This window comes from Paenibacillus mesophilus (assembly GCF_005938385.1).
Lineage (GTDB): Bacteria > Bacillota > Bacilli > Paenibacillales > NBRC-103111 > Paenibacillus_AB > Paenibacillus_AB mesophilus.
Genome location: NZ_VCRA01000002.1, coordinates 465,167 through 481,356, shown reverse-complemented (window position 1 = coordinate 481,356; position 16,190 = coordinate 465,167). Strand labels below are relative to the sequence as shown.

The following is a 16,190-nucleotide window of genomic DNA, read 5'->3' as shown; positions in this document are numbered from 1 at the left end:
CATTATAATCCCGTTTTTTTGGTCCTGTAAATAGCTATTCGTGATTGAGTCCGTTCATTCAGAAAGGCTGCCGAACGAGTCGACAGCCGATTCATCGATAAAAAATAGTTTTCGCCTCTCAAACATTGGTAATTCGGTTCAATAAACTGATCAAGTAATTATCCAATCGCTCGATCATCATTTCCTTCGTCAGGCCGGTCATGCCCAAAGCCGTCCACCCGCCATAAACTTCAGGCGGCCAGTAGGCGAAGTCGATTAACGTGACGAGGTCCCAATAAGGATCATGCGTATAGGATGCTCCGGCATGGATTTGGTAGCAAACTAAAAATTCGTCGGCAGCATGAACGCCATACAATTGCGCCAAATTGACGCGACAATGGCCAACGTCGATGCCTGCCGGGCCGATGCAGCCGTTGACCCAGTCGACGACTCCGCTTACCTCCCCGCCATTCCATAATATATTCGCGGGGTGATAGTCCCGGTGGATGAAGCGCTCCGTGAACGAGGGGCGAGGTCCCATGACGATGTCGGCCGCTCTCTGCCACTTGTCGGGATATTTGGACCATGACGACGTATGAAGCTTCGAGGCATCGCAGTAAGGAGCGAATGTCCATGGAAAATCGGTTGCGTCCACCACGTGAATGCTTGCTAGCGCCTTGGCCATACCGTTCAGCCATTCGGAACGATCCGGCGGCTCCAGGACTACTGCGCCCTTGAGCCGTGTCATGAGTACGGCCGGCAAGCCGCACTCGCTTCCGTTTTCGTCGAAGGCGACGATCTCCGGCGTCTGCACGCCGATAGTTCGGGATGCCCGTCTCAAGCTTTCCGCTTCGCGAAAAGCCAGATCCGGCTGGTCCCTAATCCACTCCTCATTGTCGAACTGCCGCAACACGAAAGCTTTCTCTTCTCCGTCCAATCGCAACGTAACCCCATGGACGAGAGAAGAAATACCTCCGTGCAGTTGTTGACCCGAAATCACACTAGCTTCGGGGTGAACCTTATCGATAACCCATTTAAGGGCGCGATCGGATAACGGTTTGCTGATCGGACTCATGAAATCCTCCATCCTATTCCAGTAGAACTGATTAACTGAAGCAACTGCATACCATAATGATGTTGCCGTCCGGATCTTTAAAAGTAAATTCGGAAAAATCCGGGAACGTTATGATCTCCGAAACGTCAGCGCTCAGTTTCTTCGCGTGCCGATACGCTGCATCGATATCCGAGGCGCTTAAGTTAAAAAGCGGCTGACTTGACGGGATATGCTCGTAATGATCATCCAAGCAATGATTATCCAGAGTTATGCCCGGACGACCGGCTCCCATATCCAACGTATAGATAGGTCCCGGATGATGTTCACCCCTTATTTCCAGACCGAGAAGCTCGCTGTACCAGCGAATGGAATGTTCCAAATTTGTGACATGAACAAAGATTGTATCGACTCGATTATGAATTGGGCTCACCAATCATACCTCCGACATTAGATTTCTATTACCGGCTGGCTTCCAGAATACCATATATACCCATCATTCTAACAAACGTATGTTCCTATGTAAACTAACAAGCTTCCAATTCATTTATTAACCGAAAACCGGATGAAGCAATGATTGATATTATAAATTCTGGAAACTTTTGATTTCCGTATTCTTTATAGATTCTACGATCCCTTTCGAGAATTTCAATAACCGAATTGTTTCTTTTGGATACGCCGCTCTTGGAACTTCTTGCGCTCTAAACCCTAATGTTTTCAATTCCTTTATCAATAAATCTTCGATTTGATCCGTTAAGTCAACGATTTCTGTAGGTTCTCTTATCCCCCTTGCAATCCTATTTCCAATTTCTTCTCCCAGCCGCGGAAGCTTAAGAAACTGAACGTATAACCATTTTTCATACGGGGCGTATTCTCGATTTAAGAGAAAACCAACTTTCATTACATGCTCCGCAAATCTTCCCCATAATAATCCAGCCGTAACAAGATCATTGCGATTTGCAGATCTTTTTACATATTGAACATTCCATCGCCAAACCTCAATGAGGTGATGGGATAGCCGTTTTTTCCAAACATCTTCCGGGTAATAATTCTTAAAGGAATTAAATCGGCGAGTAACCTCAACAGCTGCATCATAAAAAATAGGGTAATGAGTAATTTCAAATAACCTTTCTTCTGCGATATGCAGCCAGTGGACATCTTTTGAAGGTGCATCTGAAACACCAACTTTTACATTCATGAATTTATCAATGTCCAAAATCAGGCAAGCATATTGAGCCTCTGATTTATCAGCCCAACCATATCCCTTGTACTGTTTGGGGAGCTGGTCTAAAACTTCCTTTAGTTCTTTTTCAAATCGCTCTTTGATATCTTTTTGCAGCCATATCCCAAATCCAGGTCCCCATCCGTGGTCACGGTATATCTCATCGTCATTCCCATGACATTGTGAACCGCCTCCTAAACCAGCAGCTAGATAAGGCAAAATCTCAGGTATACTCTCTTTTATTTTGGGCAGCCCTATTTCGAAGAAGAAATCCTTACAAAGTTCAAGACCTTTCAACTCGCCAACTCCTTTCATAGCCGGTCTACTAATCAAACCCCTCCATTTGCATTTATAATTCTTCCCCGTATCGTCCATTAAAGAGGTTCATTAAACGAAAGTTTTTCGGTCAAGTCGTCCAAATATTTCGTATACTCCGCATCATCCAACTTCAGTAACTCTGGAATGTAATTATGTACTTTGACCAACACATCACCCCACTATTGGAAATGGATGAAGCATCCTTTTAACAAATTTTATCCTATTTCAACCAATAATGGCTAATGTTTTTGTCATTTAGTTCCTGCGCCAAACACAACTCCAATAAACAAAAAACAGAGCCCTAACAAGCAGGACTCTGTCTGACTCTCTCCATATATACGGTTACATCCCGGTAACGTCATGAACAAACTTTTCCAATGCGGTAACATCCGTAATGTTCTTGTTGCAGGAATCGCTGTTCATGCACAAATAGTTGCCGATCGCCTTATAGTAATCCGGCGACGCGTTGGCCGGTTTCGTTTTCGTGATCGCCGAGAATAAAGCGACCTCTTCATGCCGATTGCACAAAAAGCATATGCTCTTCTTGGCCGCCGGCGTATATTTTCCTTCGATGCCGACGAGCTGGCCGTTCAGATCATAGACGAGAAACAATTTGTTTGTCGCGATATCGACCCAGCCCAGGTAAGTCACCTGACGGTAATCGATACCGGATAAATCGGGAAGCTTAAGCTTTTTGTTTTTGGGAAACAGCTTCTTCAGCTGATTTTCCGTCACCTGCGCAAACTCCGTCAAGTAAGGCTCCAAGGAGTGCAAATATTGCTGGAACTCTCCCGCCGTATTTAACGTCGAAAGCTTCTCGAGCAACTGCTTTTGATGGTCCATTGCATCCGGGAACGCTTCGATTATTTTGGATAGTGCGCTGTATCTTACCGCTTCCACCACTTTCGGATCGGAAACGGTGCTGCACGCGTGCTGAAGCAAGTCGGCCTGCTTCTTGATCAAGTTATATTGATGGTTTCTAATAAATGGTGTACTCATTGCTTGTCAGCCCCTTATCATGAATGAATAGAATAAGGTGCAAAGCCCATTATTAGAAACGATATTAGCTCTCTCGGGCGACAATGTTAACGACATCTGTCTAACCCCATGCAAAGTATCGCCCCAATGTTAGGCTCTGCATGAGTAGATATCGATTCCGGCAAAGTCATTTGCCATCCCTACCGACCTCCCTTTCCTTGACCATTATAAAATAACTCCGGCCATTGCCGCAACTTCATGCGCAAACAAAGATTGACGTGAAAAATATTGAGGACTAATATATAAGAATTGAAAATACATCCATCGCCAAAGACGGAGGAGACCAAGCATTGTCCGAGAATCACGACTATACAGGAAAAAGCTCTGACAGGAACCGCCTCAGTCTGACGGCCGACTGCGAGAGCTGCTTCGGCTTATGCTGTGTTGCGCTGCCTTTCGCGGCATCGGCAGATTTTGCGATCGACAAAGACGCCGGCCGGCCTTGCCCCCATCTGCAGGCGGACTTCCGCTGCGGCATGCATCAAAGCCTTCGGCAGCGCGGCTTTCGAGGCTGCACCGTTTATGACTGCTTCGGCGCAGGCCAGAAGGTCGCCCAAGTCACCTACGGAGGAAAAGACTGGCGGGAGGCACCGGGTACCGCGAAGCAGATGTTCGAAGTATTCCCGATCATGCGCCAGCTTCACGAGCTGCTCTGGTATTTGACCGAGGCGTTGACGCTGCAGCCGGCCCGTCCGATTCATGAAGAAGTCAGCTCCGCGCTCGACGAGACGGAGCGCCTCACGCGACTGAGTCCCGACTCCCTCCTGGAATTGGATGTGGCGGCACACCGGGCGAATGTCAACACCCTGCTTCTGCGAACAAGCGAGCTCGTGCGGGCCGACGCCCGGCTCAAGCAGAAAAATCCGTCACAGCGTCAGAAAACATACGGCCGAGGGGCCGACTTAATTGGAGCCAAGCTTAGAGGAGCCGACCTCCGGGGAGCCAACTTGAGAGGAGCCTATCTGATCGCCGCCGACTTAAGAGGGGCCGACTTGAGAGCGGCCGACCTGATCGGGGCCGATTTCCGGGACGCCGACCTGAGCGGCGCCGACCTTACCGATAGCCTCTTTCTCACGCAGCCTCAGCTTAACTCGGCGAAGGGCAATGCCGACACCAAGCTTCCTCCGACGCTCGCTCGCCCGGCGCACTGGTCCGCCTAAGCGGGCGGGCCCAGTGATCTGCCCCACTCGGATCGTATGCATAGAAATTAAGGCCGCAGCCGGACACGATCCTCGATAGGCAGCGGAAAAAATGATTTAAGCTCACATTGCTGCGTAGCAAACGGAACAAGCGGTACATCGTACAGCTCGAATCTAATCGCATCTTGATCCATCTCAAAATCCGCTCGGCAAACTTCCACAAACATTTTTTCTTGATCTTGAAGCGAGTCTTTATACGGAACGACCGCATACGTGCGGCCAGGAACCGGAATCTTAACCGAACCATTCGGAATCGCCCTGAGGTCATCCATCTGAACACATAAGGATAGGTTCGCTTCGCTTCCATGATAGACGAAATAGGTTGCCGGGGTATCCGTGACAAGCATTCCATCCAACAATCGGATGAGCCGACTCCAACCGTCAGCCAAATATTCCGCCTTTCTGGCGAACCCCGGGAAGGGCTCCTGCAGCTTTACCCCGATCAGCATCATATCGTTCAATTGGATAGTCGGATATGAAAGGCCGTTTATCGGAACTTCATCGACTTTTGCGCTTTCATGATGGATCAAGCGCAAAGTTCCGGGGATGGCCGACGGTTTGTAATTGTCGTGCATCCGGCAGTTATTCGAAACCCTCTCTCCCATCTTGTATGCCTCCTTATTTATACCGATTCGGCAGTTGCCAGTACAGGGATATAACACCTTACGGATGCCGATCTTTCTAAGTCGGGGCCTTCTCCCTCCAAATATTCGGCAAACCATTGCCTGCTCTCATCCAGTACGTAATTTTCGCTTCCATAGATCCATTGGTACATCCTATCCAGTACCCCGGTCATCATCCCGAACGCTCCGCTTGTAAGACGGACATAAAGTCCGCCGCCCAGATCTTTGGCTGCAATCCCGTCGACATATCTATCTACAGCCTCCCTTTGATTCGGAACGGATAGAGCGAGCTCGTACCAGAACTCCTCCCCCAGCTCGACACCGTAACTATAGGACATGAATAATTGCAATCCCGGTCTGCTGGTCAAGCGATTCCGGTTCATCCATGCTATCAATCGTTCGTCCGCTTCTTTCTGGGCGGCAAAGCCGTGCACTCTGCTGGCATATACCGTGAAACGCTCAACGATTATCGTTTCAAGCGTATCCCGCTCCAATTTCCGTTTCACCGGAAGGTACAGCTTCATTCGGGTCACCGTTCCCTGATAAGTCAGAAACTCCTCTATATACGGATGTTCTCCAAGTGCGAAGGTGCTTCTCGGGAGCCATTCGCTCAGCAGCCGATCCCAAGCGGCCATAATTTTCGAGCCGTCCGTATCCAGGCTTTTACCAACCGCATACAGCCCCCCCGGAAACGTACCGATCTGAAAGTCATCCAACTTAAGACCGGTTTTTGTCTCGTCGAGAGGGATCATGATGTCGTACCCGAACGGCTTCTCCAACGACGGCAGCTCCACATTCGTGCCGTAAAACCGGATTCTCTCCATAACCCATCCGTGGCGTTCCAACAGGGCGAACAGCAGACGGACCGCTTCCTCCTCGATCCCGTCCGGTTTCGAAGCTTGATGCCGATATGTAGCGACCTGTACCGGCGAGAAGCGAATTACTTTCACATCGGGATGTCGTTCGGATAGCCCTCTATCCTCCATGTAAGCAACATGTTCCAGAAGATTCACGGCTTCGAACGAGTAATACACGTCCGCCTTGCGATACGTGCCGGGCGTCATTCCTACCAGCTTCTTGAATATTTTCGTAAACGTTTGGTAGGAATCGAATCCGCATTCGATCGCGACGTCGATAATCGGTTTGTCCGTGTACCGTAAATACCAGGAAGACGTGCTGATTCTTCTTTTCCTGATATATTCTTTAATCGGATGGCCGGTCAGCGCATAGAACGCTCTGTATAGATTAGGTACGGACATGAAAGCAACGCCAGCGATATGCTGCAATTCCAGCGGCTCGCTCAAGTGATCTTCGATATAGTCGATCGCATGCTGGACGGGATGGATGGAATTCATCGTACACCTTCTTATCGGAACCGTTATCCGTTTGTTACAGTTTAGCAAAGTTGTCATGGTCGCATATGTAGATTTTTATCAGAAAAGCTACTAATCGAAGCCTTTGCTCATTTCGTCGGACCGCCCCAGGCCATCTTGTCCAGAAGAGGAATGAGATGCTTTACCGGAACGGCTAAGCCGACTTTCCGTGTTTCTCCTGAATCCTCAATCTCCGTCGTCGCGAAGACGACTGCGACTACTTCGCCTTTCTCGCTCAAGAGCGGGCTTCCGCTGTTGCCTTTGTAGATGGGCGCTTCGATGGCCATAGCCGGAACGTCCAGCCCCTGTACCGGAATTTCCCCGACGACCGTCCCCTGGTTGACAATGTGGTCGAAAAACAACGGATTGCCGATCACATATACATGCGTCCCGGGCTTCCAGCTCGGCTCTCGTTCAAGCGGCAGCGCCGTCCGCTTTTCACCGTTCAGCGCAATTTTCAATACGGCCAGATCCCGGGATGCTTCGCTGATCACCACTTCCGCTTCATGGCTCGTCCCTTCGGAAAAACGGACAAACACGTTCTTCTTCCCGTCGATCACATGGTGATTCGTTACGATGTACCCGTCCGGCGATATGAGAAATCCGGTCCCTTTCCCGTCCTCCGTGCTGACCGTGACGACGGCCTGCTTGTATTGCGATATCGCTTCGCTCTTGGATAGCTCTCTGGATATAGCGAGAAAGCGGATCGCCTGCAAATTGTAGAGCATCGGCCAGAAAGCCGCCCCGTTGGCGACCAAAGCGACGATCAGGAAGATGGTAATCCCTTTCCTAATCCGCTTCCTTGTCCGTTCTTTGCGCTCGAAAAATTTCCGTTCTTCCTCTTCATCCGCCTCATCGTCGCGAAGGGTGTCCGTCTCTTCCTCCCGCATCGCCTCATATTCCTTGTCATTGTCTTCCCGACCGTTTCTCTCTCCTGGATTATGCTCGCGTTCCTTCATCTGCTCCTCCTGTCCCGCTCTTGCGTCGTTAGCCTGTATTATAACATGATCGGCCATAGGCGTGGCGGGGCTTCAGGTTCGCGGCGAATAAAGGAAAAGTCCGGCAAAGATCCTGGGCTTTTGCGACATGCTTGGCGAAAAAAAGACGGGCTCGCGATGCGGCACCGTCTCTGCATATCCAATTATTAAGCGTACTTTTCCCGGGCCAATTCAGTTGCCTTGACCATATTGCGCAAGGAGGCGATCGTTTCCTCGACGTTCCGCGTCTTCAGACCACAGTCCGGATTGATCCAGAACTGGGCGGGGTCCAGCACTCGCAAAGCTCTGTCGATCATGGAGCCGATCTCCTCGACCGTCGGCACTCTCGGGCTGTGTATGTCATATACGCCAAGTCCGATGCCTTTGACGTAAGTATGCCGCTCGAAGCTGCCGATCAGTTCTCCATGGCTGCGCGAGGTTTCGATCGAGATGACGTCGGCGTCAAGCGCGCTGATCGAATCGATCATGTCGTGGAATTCGCAGTAACACATGTGGGTATGAATTTGCGTCTCGTCCTTCACCGCGGAGGTGGACAGCCGGAACGCCCGCACCGTCCAATCCATATAATGCGGCCACTGCTCCCGCTTAAGCGGCAATCCTTCGCGCAGCGCGGGTTCATCCACCTGGATCATGCCGATCCCCGCCGCTTCCAGCGCCTCCACCTCTTCCCTGAGAGCCAGCGCGATCTGGTAGGCGACCTCGTCGCGGGGCTTGTCGTCGCGGACGAACGACCAATTCAGTATCGTAATCGGACCGGTCAGCATTCCCTTGACCGGCACCTCCGTCAGCGACTGGGCGTAGACGGTCTCCGCGACCGTCATCGGCGCCACGAATTCAACATCGCCGTACAGGATCGGCGGCTTCACGCAGCGGGATCCGTAAGACTGCACCCAGCCGCTTGCGGTAAAGGCGAAGCCGGCCAGCTTCTCGCCGAAAAACTCCGCCATATCGGTCCGCTCGAATTCGCCGTGGACGAACACATCCAAGCCCAGTTTCGTCTGTGTTTCGATCCACACCTTGATCTGCTCTTGGATAAAAGCTTCGTACCGTTCGCCGCTCCATTCTCCTCTTCGCCATTTCAGTCTGGCCCCGCGTATGTCGGTCGTTTGCGGGAAGCTGCCGATCGTCGTCGTCGGCAGCAAGGGCAGGTTCCATCTCTTCCGCTGCTTGTCGCGACGGACGTCGAAGCTCGAGCGGCGGGTCGCCGGTTGATTCGCAAGCTCGGCAATACGCTTGTGCACCTGCTTGCGGGTGCGAGACGGAGACTGCTGCAGTGCGTTGCGGCTGCAGCTAGAAGCTTCGATTTCGGTGACGATGGAATCTGCTCCCAATCGGCCGGCTTTCGTCAGCAGTACAAGCTCCTCCAGCTTCTCATCGGCAAAGGCAAGCGCTTCGCGCAGAGTCGGTTCGAGTCCGTTCTCCATTGCGGCGTTCACGGGAACATGCAGCAGACTGCTCGACGGCTGTATGACGATGCGATCGGCGGATACGGTCTCGCCCAGCATCTTTAACGTTTCCAGCCTGCCCTTCAGGTCGGCTTTCCATATCCCTCTTCCGTCGATCAAGCCCGCTCCGAGTACTTTATCCGAAGGAAAGCCGTGTTCACGGACGGCTTGCAGATTTCGCCCGCCGTCATGGACGAAGTCCAGGCCGATGCCGTGAACCGGCAGCGAGACGACTTCCGGGTAATGGTCGACGGATTCGAAATAAGTTTGCAAGAGCAGTTTGATGCCGGGAGCCTCCTTTGTCAGCTTATCGTATATACGGGCGACATGGAACAACTCCTCGGCGGGAAGCGACATGGACAATATCGGTTCGTCCACCTGGACCCATTGCACGCCTTCCGCCTCCAGCTCGCGCAGCACTTGTCCATACAGCGGCAGCAAACGGTCGATCCAGTTTTCAAGCTCGGACGGTTTGTAGCCTTTGGACAGCTTCAGGAACGTGTAAAGTCCGACGATGACCGGCCTCCCTTCGATCCCGAGCTCCGATTTTGCCTCGCGATACGCTTCCACTAGACGGTTTCTCCCCAATACGGGTTTCACGTCCGCAAGCTCCGGCACGATGTAATGGTAATTCGTATTGAACCATTTCGTCATCTCGCAAGCGGTCGCCTCGCGATTCCCCCGCGCCATAGCATAGTACTCGGCCAATCCCGGCTCACGGTCAGTAGAGCGGAACCGGGCGGGAACGAGTCCGAACATGAACGCCGTATCCAGCACATGATCGTAATACGTGAAGTCGCCGACGGGAATGATGTCGATCCCTTTCTCCTGCTGAACTTTCAGATTGCGAAGGCGGATCGCCTTCAGCTCCGCATGGAACGCCTCCTCCTCCAGCCTGCCGGACCAATACGCCTCCAGCGCTTTTTTCCATTCCCGGTCCCGTCCGATACGGGGATAGCCCAGATTGCCGCTTTTCATATGCAACACTCTCCTTTACGAATCCATTGACGGATCACTAAGAGAAAGATAGCATATTAGATTCGCTATCATGTAAATCGGATTAACTATGACCGGTAATAGCTTGAAGCTATAAGGGCGGCCGTTTATTCCGACAAGGACTGCTGGAGCGCCTCGATATAGGCGGCGGCGAGCTTCGACAGCGCGGCGTTTCGATGGCAGATCCAACCTACATGAATCGTCTCGTCGCTCGCGAGCGGAACCGGTATGATCTCGTTCCCGTTCAGATCCGCGCTCAGCACCCCCGTCGATATCGTATATCCGTTCAATCCGATCAATAAATTGAACAAGGTCGCCCTGTCGTTGACGCGGATGCTTTTTTTGTGCGAGAGTGTACTCAATATTTCCTCGGAAAAATGAAACGAATTGTACTCCCCCTGTTCGAAGTACAAATACGGATAATCTTGCAGCTGTTCAAGGGTAACGACCGCGTGCCGGGCGAGAGGGTTGCGGATGCTTATGAAAATATGCGCTTTCGCCGTAAATAGGCTCGTAAACGTCAAGTTGGCGTCCTTGAGCAGCCTGTTGATCACCTTGGCATTGAATTCGTTGACGTACAAAATGCCGATTTCGCTGCGCTGGCTTTTGACGTCCTGTATGATTTCGTACGTTTTGGTTTCTCTTAAAGCAAGCTCGTACTCGTCCTGCCCGAATTCGCGAACCAGCTTCACGAAAGCATTCACCGCAAATGCGTAATGCTGGGTCGATACCGAGAAATGCTGCGGCGACGGCTTGGCGTTCAAATACCGGTTCTCCAACAGCTCGGCCTGCTCAATCACCTGACGGGCGTATCCGAGAAATTCGGCGCCTTCTTTCGAAAGGGAAATTCCTTTGTTAGTACGTTCGAAAATCGTAAGCTTCATTTCTTCTTCCAGTTCCTTTATGGCATTGGAGAGGCTCGGCTGGGATATAAACAGCCGTTTGGCGGCCTCGTTCATCGAACCCCGGTTCGCCACCTCGATCACGTACCTCAACTGCTGCAAAGTCATGGAGTACCGCTCCTTTCATCCTTGCGACATCCAACCGGTGCCGGGCGTCATAAGCTTTCTTCCCTTATATCACAACTCCCGCAAAATAAACAGCCGCCTGTTTTTTTGAAATATTCCTTTACAAGAATATTCCCTATAGTGTATATTGTAAATGTGAGTACGGTAAGTAACCAATGAAACGAGGTGGCTGATATGAATCGAACGGAAGAAAGCGCCCGCGCCGTACCCAACATGGAATTATGGATATAACGACATTTAGCGCACTGGCAGAACCCAACCGCCTGCGTATTGTAGAGCTCCTGCTCAACGGGCCTTTGACCGTCGGCGATATCGCTAACCGGCTGGGTCTCCGCCAGCCGCAAGCTTCGAAGCATCTGCGAGTTCTGCTAGAGGCCGGGCTGGTCGAAGTACAGGCTGTCGCCAATCGCCGGAGCTACAAGATACGCCTGGAGCCATTCCGCGAGCTGGACGCTTGGCTGGAAACATACCGCGGCGTTTGGGACGAGCGGCTCGACGCCTTGGAGAACTATTTGCATAAGCTGCGAACCCATGAACCCAATCAAACCACATTTCAGGAGGAATAACCCATGTCCAACAAAATGATTACAAGAGTAGAAGGTACCGAATTTGTTCTGGAGCGCGTATTCGATGCGCCGCCCGAGCTCGTATTCCGGGCATTCTCGGAGGCCGAGCATCTGAAGCACTGGTGGGGGCCTCGCGGCTGGACGCTCACGGTTTGCAATGTCGACTTCCGTCCGGGCGGCATATGGCATTACTGCATGAAATGTATCGATAAGAATCAAGGGGATTTTTATGGATTCGAAGCCTGGGGCAAAGCCGTCTACGAAGAAATCATAAAATCGGAAAAAATCGTCTACGTCGACTATTTCTCGGATGCCGATTGCAATGAGGCGGAGGGAATGCCCTCCACTCGGGTTACGATGGCGTTTCTGTCTCACGAAGGCAAGACTAAGCTTGTAAGCCGGTCGCACTACGATTCCGCCGAAGCGCTCCAAAAAGTTATCGATATGGGAATGGAGCAAGGCATTACGGAAACTTGGGATCGTCTCGCCGAGCACCTGCAGTCCGTTCAATAACCGCTGCAGCAACAAAGCCGTCCGGCATAGAGCCGACGGCTTTGTTTATTGTATAGGAAATTATGCGAAGCTAATTTCTGTGGATATCGGGGGCTTCCCCAGAAGTAATAGGATTAATCTACGAAGCAGATTTTCACTTCTGGGGGATATGTTCCTCCTCCTTCTCCTCCTCGTCCGGGTCGACATGCTCGACGATCCGGTTCAACCGGGCCGTCTGATGACCATAGTCGTATATGGCCGCCGCGACGATAATGAGCCGCAATGAACCGTTCTTGCCTTCATTGTATTGGGTCATCGCCTGTTTCATAAATACATCGTTGGCTTCCTCTGCCGGAGTCGAATCCCAGCTGCCGGACTTCAGCTTGTCCTCGAATTTCAGCAGAACATGCTCATGAAACTTGATCATTTTCTCCAAATGCCGATCGAATCTTCTATTCATTTCCTCGGTCCGATCCGCTTGGAAAAAATGCTCGTGCACGGCTTCCAGCGCTTCGAAGCCTTTCTGAAGCGTATACAGCATCTGCTTGTCCACGACAAGCTGACGCGTTTGCCGGTATTTGGTACGCTTCAGCTTCTTCTGCTCCTCCTCGAGCAGCTTGTACTTGGCGGTTAGCGAAGCAAGACCGTCTTGCAGCGCCTGTCTCCGCTCGCGGAATACTTTCTCCTTGATCTCATCGGATATGGCCGTGCGAAGCAGCAAAGACAACTGGGTAAATACCGAATCGACTTGCTCGTAAAATTGCGACTTGGGCTTCGGAGGCAGAAACGCGATATTGATCACAAAGGCGGATATGATGCCGATCAGGCTGAGCAGAAACCGGTTCAAAGCGAAATCCCATTGACCCGATGCTTCCATGACGGCCACGACCGTTACGAGCGTCAAGCCGATCGTTTCTTCCATCTTGAATTTGATGCAGAGCATAATGACGAGGACGCAAATAACTCCTATCGCGATCGGATCATTGGAGAAAAACATGCCGGCCAGCAGCGCGATCGTGGCTCCGACCGTGTTCGTTTGCACCTGATCGAGAAAGTAGCGCCATGAACGGTAAATCGACGGCTGCACGGCGAAGATCGCCGCCACGGCGGCAATGACCGGAGGAGAGAAGTGAAGCCAAGTGCTCACGTATATAGCCAACGTGACCGCGATTCCCGTCTTGAGCATCCGGGCTCCGAATGTCATGGGATCTCCCTCCTTCTTTTGTCGGTTGGGTAACAAAAGAATTATACAATCCGATCCCCGTTCCAACAAGTCGGGACGGCGTTAGCCGTCGATTCCGGTCCCTCCTATCCGGAACGTCCACCCGGCGGGCGGCACGGCTGCGGTTCCGTTATTGTCCGCCGCTTCGATGACAAAGTTGTATTCCCCGTCCTCCCAATCCGATTCGGGGACAAACTCGACTTTGCCGGTAACGGCATCGTAGCGATGGTCCATGACGACACCGTTAAGCCACATCCGAATGGATGCCGGTTGGACGCCGCTTCCCGCGTCCGTTACGACGGCGCTGATCACGAGTCGGCTTCCGGCCCTATGCGACGTATTCGGCGCAGGAGTCAACCGATCGATTGCCGGACCTTCGACATCCTCGTTCAGATCCATGTATTCGGCCCTGAAGTTATCGAAATAAACGATGCCGTCACCTTTATTCGCTTCATCCGTTTCGACGACGGACAGCTTGTTTACTTGTATCGGATAAACGATATTTACGGGAATATCGGCGTATACGTATTTCCAGCCTTTCCAATACACCCCCTCGTCTTCCGTTGCATTTACGCTTTGCCTGCGACCCGATGCATCGGTTATCTGGAGCTGCAGCATATGCCGTTTCGCATCCCCGAATACCCACACGCTGAGACGGTAAGGGGTGCCTTCGATCGAGTATCCGGCATCGTCCGATTGTCCCATAAAGCGGATTCCCGCCTCCGACACCCCCTTCATGCCGGTAAAATCATACGCAAGCTTCGCGGAAAAGGTGCCGTAGCGAACGGGCTGCGGTCTTGCTGTCCGTGATAGGGCAACCGAACCCGGAACCGCATTGGACTCGGTGACAAGCATGCCGTCCAACGACTCGAAGCCGGTTATGAGATGCGGCAGTATCCCGATTCGGACATCCGCCTCTGTCATCGCCTCTCCGTGTCTGACTATAACTTTGCCTTGCAGCATACTTTCCGACGCGTGAAATGTGCCGGCTGCGGCGACTTCTCCTATTCCCCCTTGCACCGACCAAGTCAATTGCTCGACGTCGATTCGAACCCGCTCCCCCTTCAGGTCGTAGGCGAATGCCCGAAAGTTCACGTTTCCTCCCGGCATCATGACGACGGATGACGGTTCTATTTGCAATGAGGCGGCACGATCTTCGACGATGATTGTACATGTTTGAGTTACCGTTCCGCAGCGAACGGCAATTTGTCCGATTCCTTTGACCGCGCCTGCAAGGAATCCGCCTGTAGGGTCCACCTTGCCAATATTCCCCGACACCTTCCACTCCAGCTGTTCTTGTCGTATCGGGACATTGTTGCCGAAGGCGTCTCGGCCTTTAACGGAAAATGAAACATTGCTGCCGCACATCACTTTGACCGTCCGGCCGGGTAGCAATACGAGCTCCTCCAGGGAGCGTAACGGAGCAGTGCTCCATAAAGCCAAAGTATTGCCGACCAGGCGCTCGAATCCGTCCGAAGGGCGATTGCTCAGCACGGAACGGTCATCGCCGGGCGGTCGGATATAGCAAGTGGTCGACCCGCCGCCGTCGACGTTAATGGCTTGCTCCATTCCGATCGATTGCAAGTAGTATGCGCTCTCAGCCATCGTAACGCCATCCGAATGTCCGGGCTGCCGCCCGTCTACGGCGAACAAGTACAGCTTGCCTCCTTTGACGCCGATCATGGTACGGGGATGACGGTCGCTGTTTTGCCTGACGGCGGGATCCAGCAGTCTGTGCGGCACCTCGGAGTCTCGCAGCAGAACGCAGCCTAATGTCGAGCTGCCCGAGATAACTTGCCGCGCCCGATCGATTTCCGAGCCGAATGAAAGATCGAGCTGTACTTGCGTTCCCGGAACGAGATATTCCGCTACCCATTGCGCCTTCGTGCCGGTTGCCGATATTACGAGCTTGCCGTTCTCGATCGGCGTACCGGAGCCTATGCCCGCTTGGTCGACCGTTCCGGTTATCCGCTTTCCTGCGATGAATAGACCGTTACCTTCAGAAACCGTGATGACCGCTTCGACGGTACCTTCGGCAGTGCGGGTCGACTTGCCGAAACGATTATTATAGATCCATGCATGGTCGGCAAATGCCGGGCTTTGCGCCCGATTGATCATATGCAGCCCAATACATGAACCGCAGCTCGTTGTCAGCAGCATGCTCATCTCGACCGACTCCCGAATAATGACGGTCCCGTCCGGCATGACGGCCATCAGTACTTTCGTTACCGACGGAGAAGTTACGACTTCCCCATTCGTTATTTGCAGTCCGGACGGAACACCGGCATAGCTGAAAAAATCCCCGTTGAATCCGCCGACGATCCGCTTCCCCTGCGCCTCCAATTGCCGAAGCATCCCGCCTACCGTCTCCAGTCCGGTAACCGTGCCATTCGAGGAGAAAGCTTCCAGCTGCAAGTATGGATTTGTCGCATCTATCTCGGTCATTTGGATCGTTTGCACCATATCCCGGCCGGCAAGCTGCCGGATCGTATGGACGACACCGGGAGCTACGCGATAAGTTTCCTCCTGCTTGACGGCCCAATTTACCGCTTGTTGAGCTTTAGCCATTCCAAATAGTTCCCGTTCCCCGTATTGATTCATCGTTCTCTCTCTCCTCCACACTTTATAAATCTATTTGAT

At 52.2% G+C, this 16,190-nt stretch carries 14 protein-coding genes; 3 read left to right on the top strand and 11 right to left on the bottom strand.

Annotated features, from left to right (window positions below; genetic code table 11):
* Positions 1 to 118: 118 nt before the first annotated feature.
* From FE783_RS04880 to FE783_RS04865, 4 genes are all read right to left on the bottom strand, one after another.
* Positions 119 to 1,054 (bottom strand): phosphotransferase family protein, encoded by a 936-nt coding sequence (locus FE783_RS04880; protein WP_238402855.1) that lies wholly within the window; start codon positions 1,052 to 1,054, stop codon positions 119 to 121.
* 31 nt (positions 1,055 to 1,085) lie between these two features.
* On the bottom strand, positions 1,086 to 1,463 hold the full coding sequence (locus FE783_RS04875; protein WP_238402854.1) for a VOC family protein: 378 nt from the start codon (positions 1,461 to 1,463) through the stop codon (positions 1,086 to 1,088).
* Between the two features lie 150 nt (positions 1,464 to 1,613).
* Entirely contained in the window at positions 1,614 to 2,549 is a 936-nt protein-coding gene (locus FE783_RS04870) for a DUF4037 domain-containing protein (RefSeq protein ID WP_158301628.1), read from the bottom strand.
* A gap of 363 nt (positions 2,550 to 2,912) precedes the next feature.
* On the bottom strand, positions 2,913 to 3,569 hold the full coding sequence (locus FE783_RS04865; RefSeq protein ID WP_138878196.1) for a FusB/FusC family EF-G-binding protein: 657 nt from the start codon (positions 3,567 to 3,569) through the stop codon (positions 2,913 to 2,915).
* A 329-nt stretch (positions 3,570 to 3,898) separates the two neighbouring features.
* Between FE783_RS04865 and FE783_RS04860 the strand changes: the two genes are divergently transcribed.
* Positions 3,899 to 4,768 (top strand): pentapeptide repeat-containing protein, encoded by an 870-nt coding sequence (locus FE783_RS04860; protein WP_138878195.1) that lies wholly within the window; start codon positions 3,899 to 3,901, stop codon positions 4,766 to 4,768.
* A 47-nt stretch (positions 4,769 to 4,815) separates the two neighbouring features.
* On the opposite strand, the gene FE783_RS04855 is transcribed toward FE783_RS04860, so the two are convergent.
* From FE783_RS04855 to FE783_RS04835, 5 genes are all read right to left on the bottom strand, one after another.
* The gene (locus tag FE783_RS04855; RefSeq protein ID WP_138878194.1) at positions 4,816 to 5,412 is read right to left on the bottom strand and encodes a GyrI-like domain-containing protein; all 597 of its coding nucleotides are present in this window, start codon (positions 5,410 to 5,412) and stop codon (positions 4,816 to 4,818) included.
* A gap of 17 nt (positions 5,413 to 5,429) precedes the next feature.
* Positions 5,430 to 6,785: an AraC family transcriptional regulator gene (locus FE783_RS04850; protein WP_158301627.1), complete on the bottom strand. Its 1,356-nt coding sequence runs from the start codon at positions 6,783 to 6,785 to the stop codon at positions 5,430 to 5,432.
* A 107-nt stretch (positions 6,786 to 6,892) separates the two neighbouring features.
* Entirely contained in the window at positions 6,893 to 7,762 is an 870-nt protein-coding gene (locus FE783_RS04845) for a S1C family serine protease (protein ID WP_158301626.1), read from the bottom strand.
* 185 nt (positions 7,763 to 7,947) lie between these two features.
* Positions 7,948 to 10,224, bottom strand: a complete 2,277-nt coding sequence (metE, locus tag FE783_RS04840; protein ID WP_138878191.1) for a 5-methyltetrahydropteroyltriglutamate--homocysteine S-methyltransferase — start codon at positions 10,222 to 10,224, stop codon at positions 7,948 to 7,950.
* A 125-nt stretch (positions 10,225 to 10,349) separates the two neighbouring features.
* Positions 10,350 to 11,252: a LysR family transcriptional regulator gene (locus FE783_RS04835; RefSeq protein WP_138878190.1), complete on the bottom strand. Its 903-nt coding sequence runs from the start codon at positions 11,250 to 11,252 to the stop codon at positions 10,350 to 10,352.
* Positions 11,253 to 11,491: 239 nt separating this feature from the next.
* On the opposite strand from FE783_RS04835, the gene FE783_RS04830 reads away from it, so the two are divergent.
* Together FE783_RS04830 and FE783_RS04825 are read left to right on the top strand one after the other, a co-directional pair.
* Positions 11,492 to 11,836: an ArsR/SmtB family transcription factor gene (locus tag FE783_RS04830; RefSeq protein ID WP_138878189.1), complete on the top strand. Its 345-nt coding sequence runs from the start codon at positions 11,492 to 11,494 to the stop codon at positions 11,834 to 11,836.
* A gap of 3 nt (positions 11,837 to 11,839) precedes the next feature.
* Positions 11,840 to 12,349, top strand: a complete 510-nt coding sequence (locus FE783_RS04825) for an SRPBCC domain-containing protein (protein ID WP_138878188.1) — start codon at positions 11,840 to 11,842, stop codon at positions 12,347 to 12,349.
* A gap of 133 nt (positions 12,350 to 12,482) precedes the next feature.
* Here the strand turns inward: FE783_RS04825 and FE783_RS04820 are convergent, their stop codons facing one another.
* Positions 12,483 to 13,532, bottom strand: coding sequence for an FUSC family protein (locus FE783_RS04820; protein WP_138878187.1), 1,050 nt, complete (start codon positions 13,530 to 13,532; stop codon positions 12,483 to 12,485).
* 81 nt (positions 13,533 to 13,613) lie between these two features.
* Entirely contained in the window at positions 13,614 to 16,151 is a 2,538-nt protein-coding gene (locus FE783_RS04815) for a phosphodiester glycosidase family protein (RefSeq protein ID WP_138878186.1), read from the bottom strand.
* Positions 16,152 to 16,190: the final 39 nt, after the last annotated feature.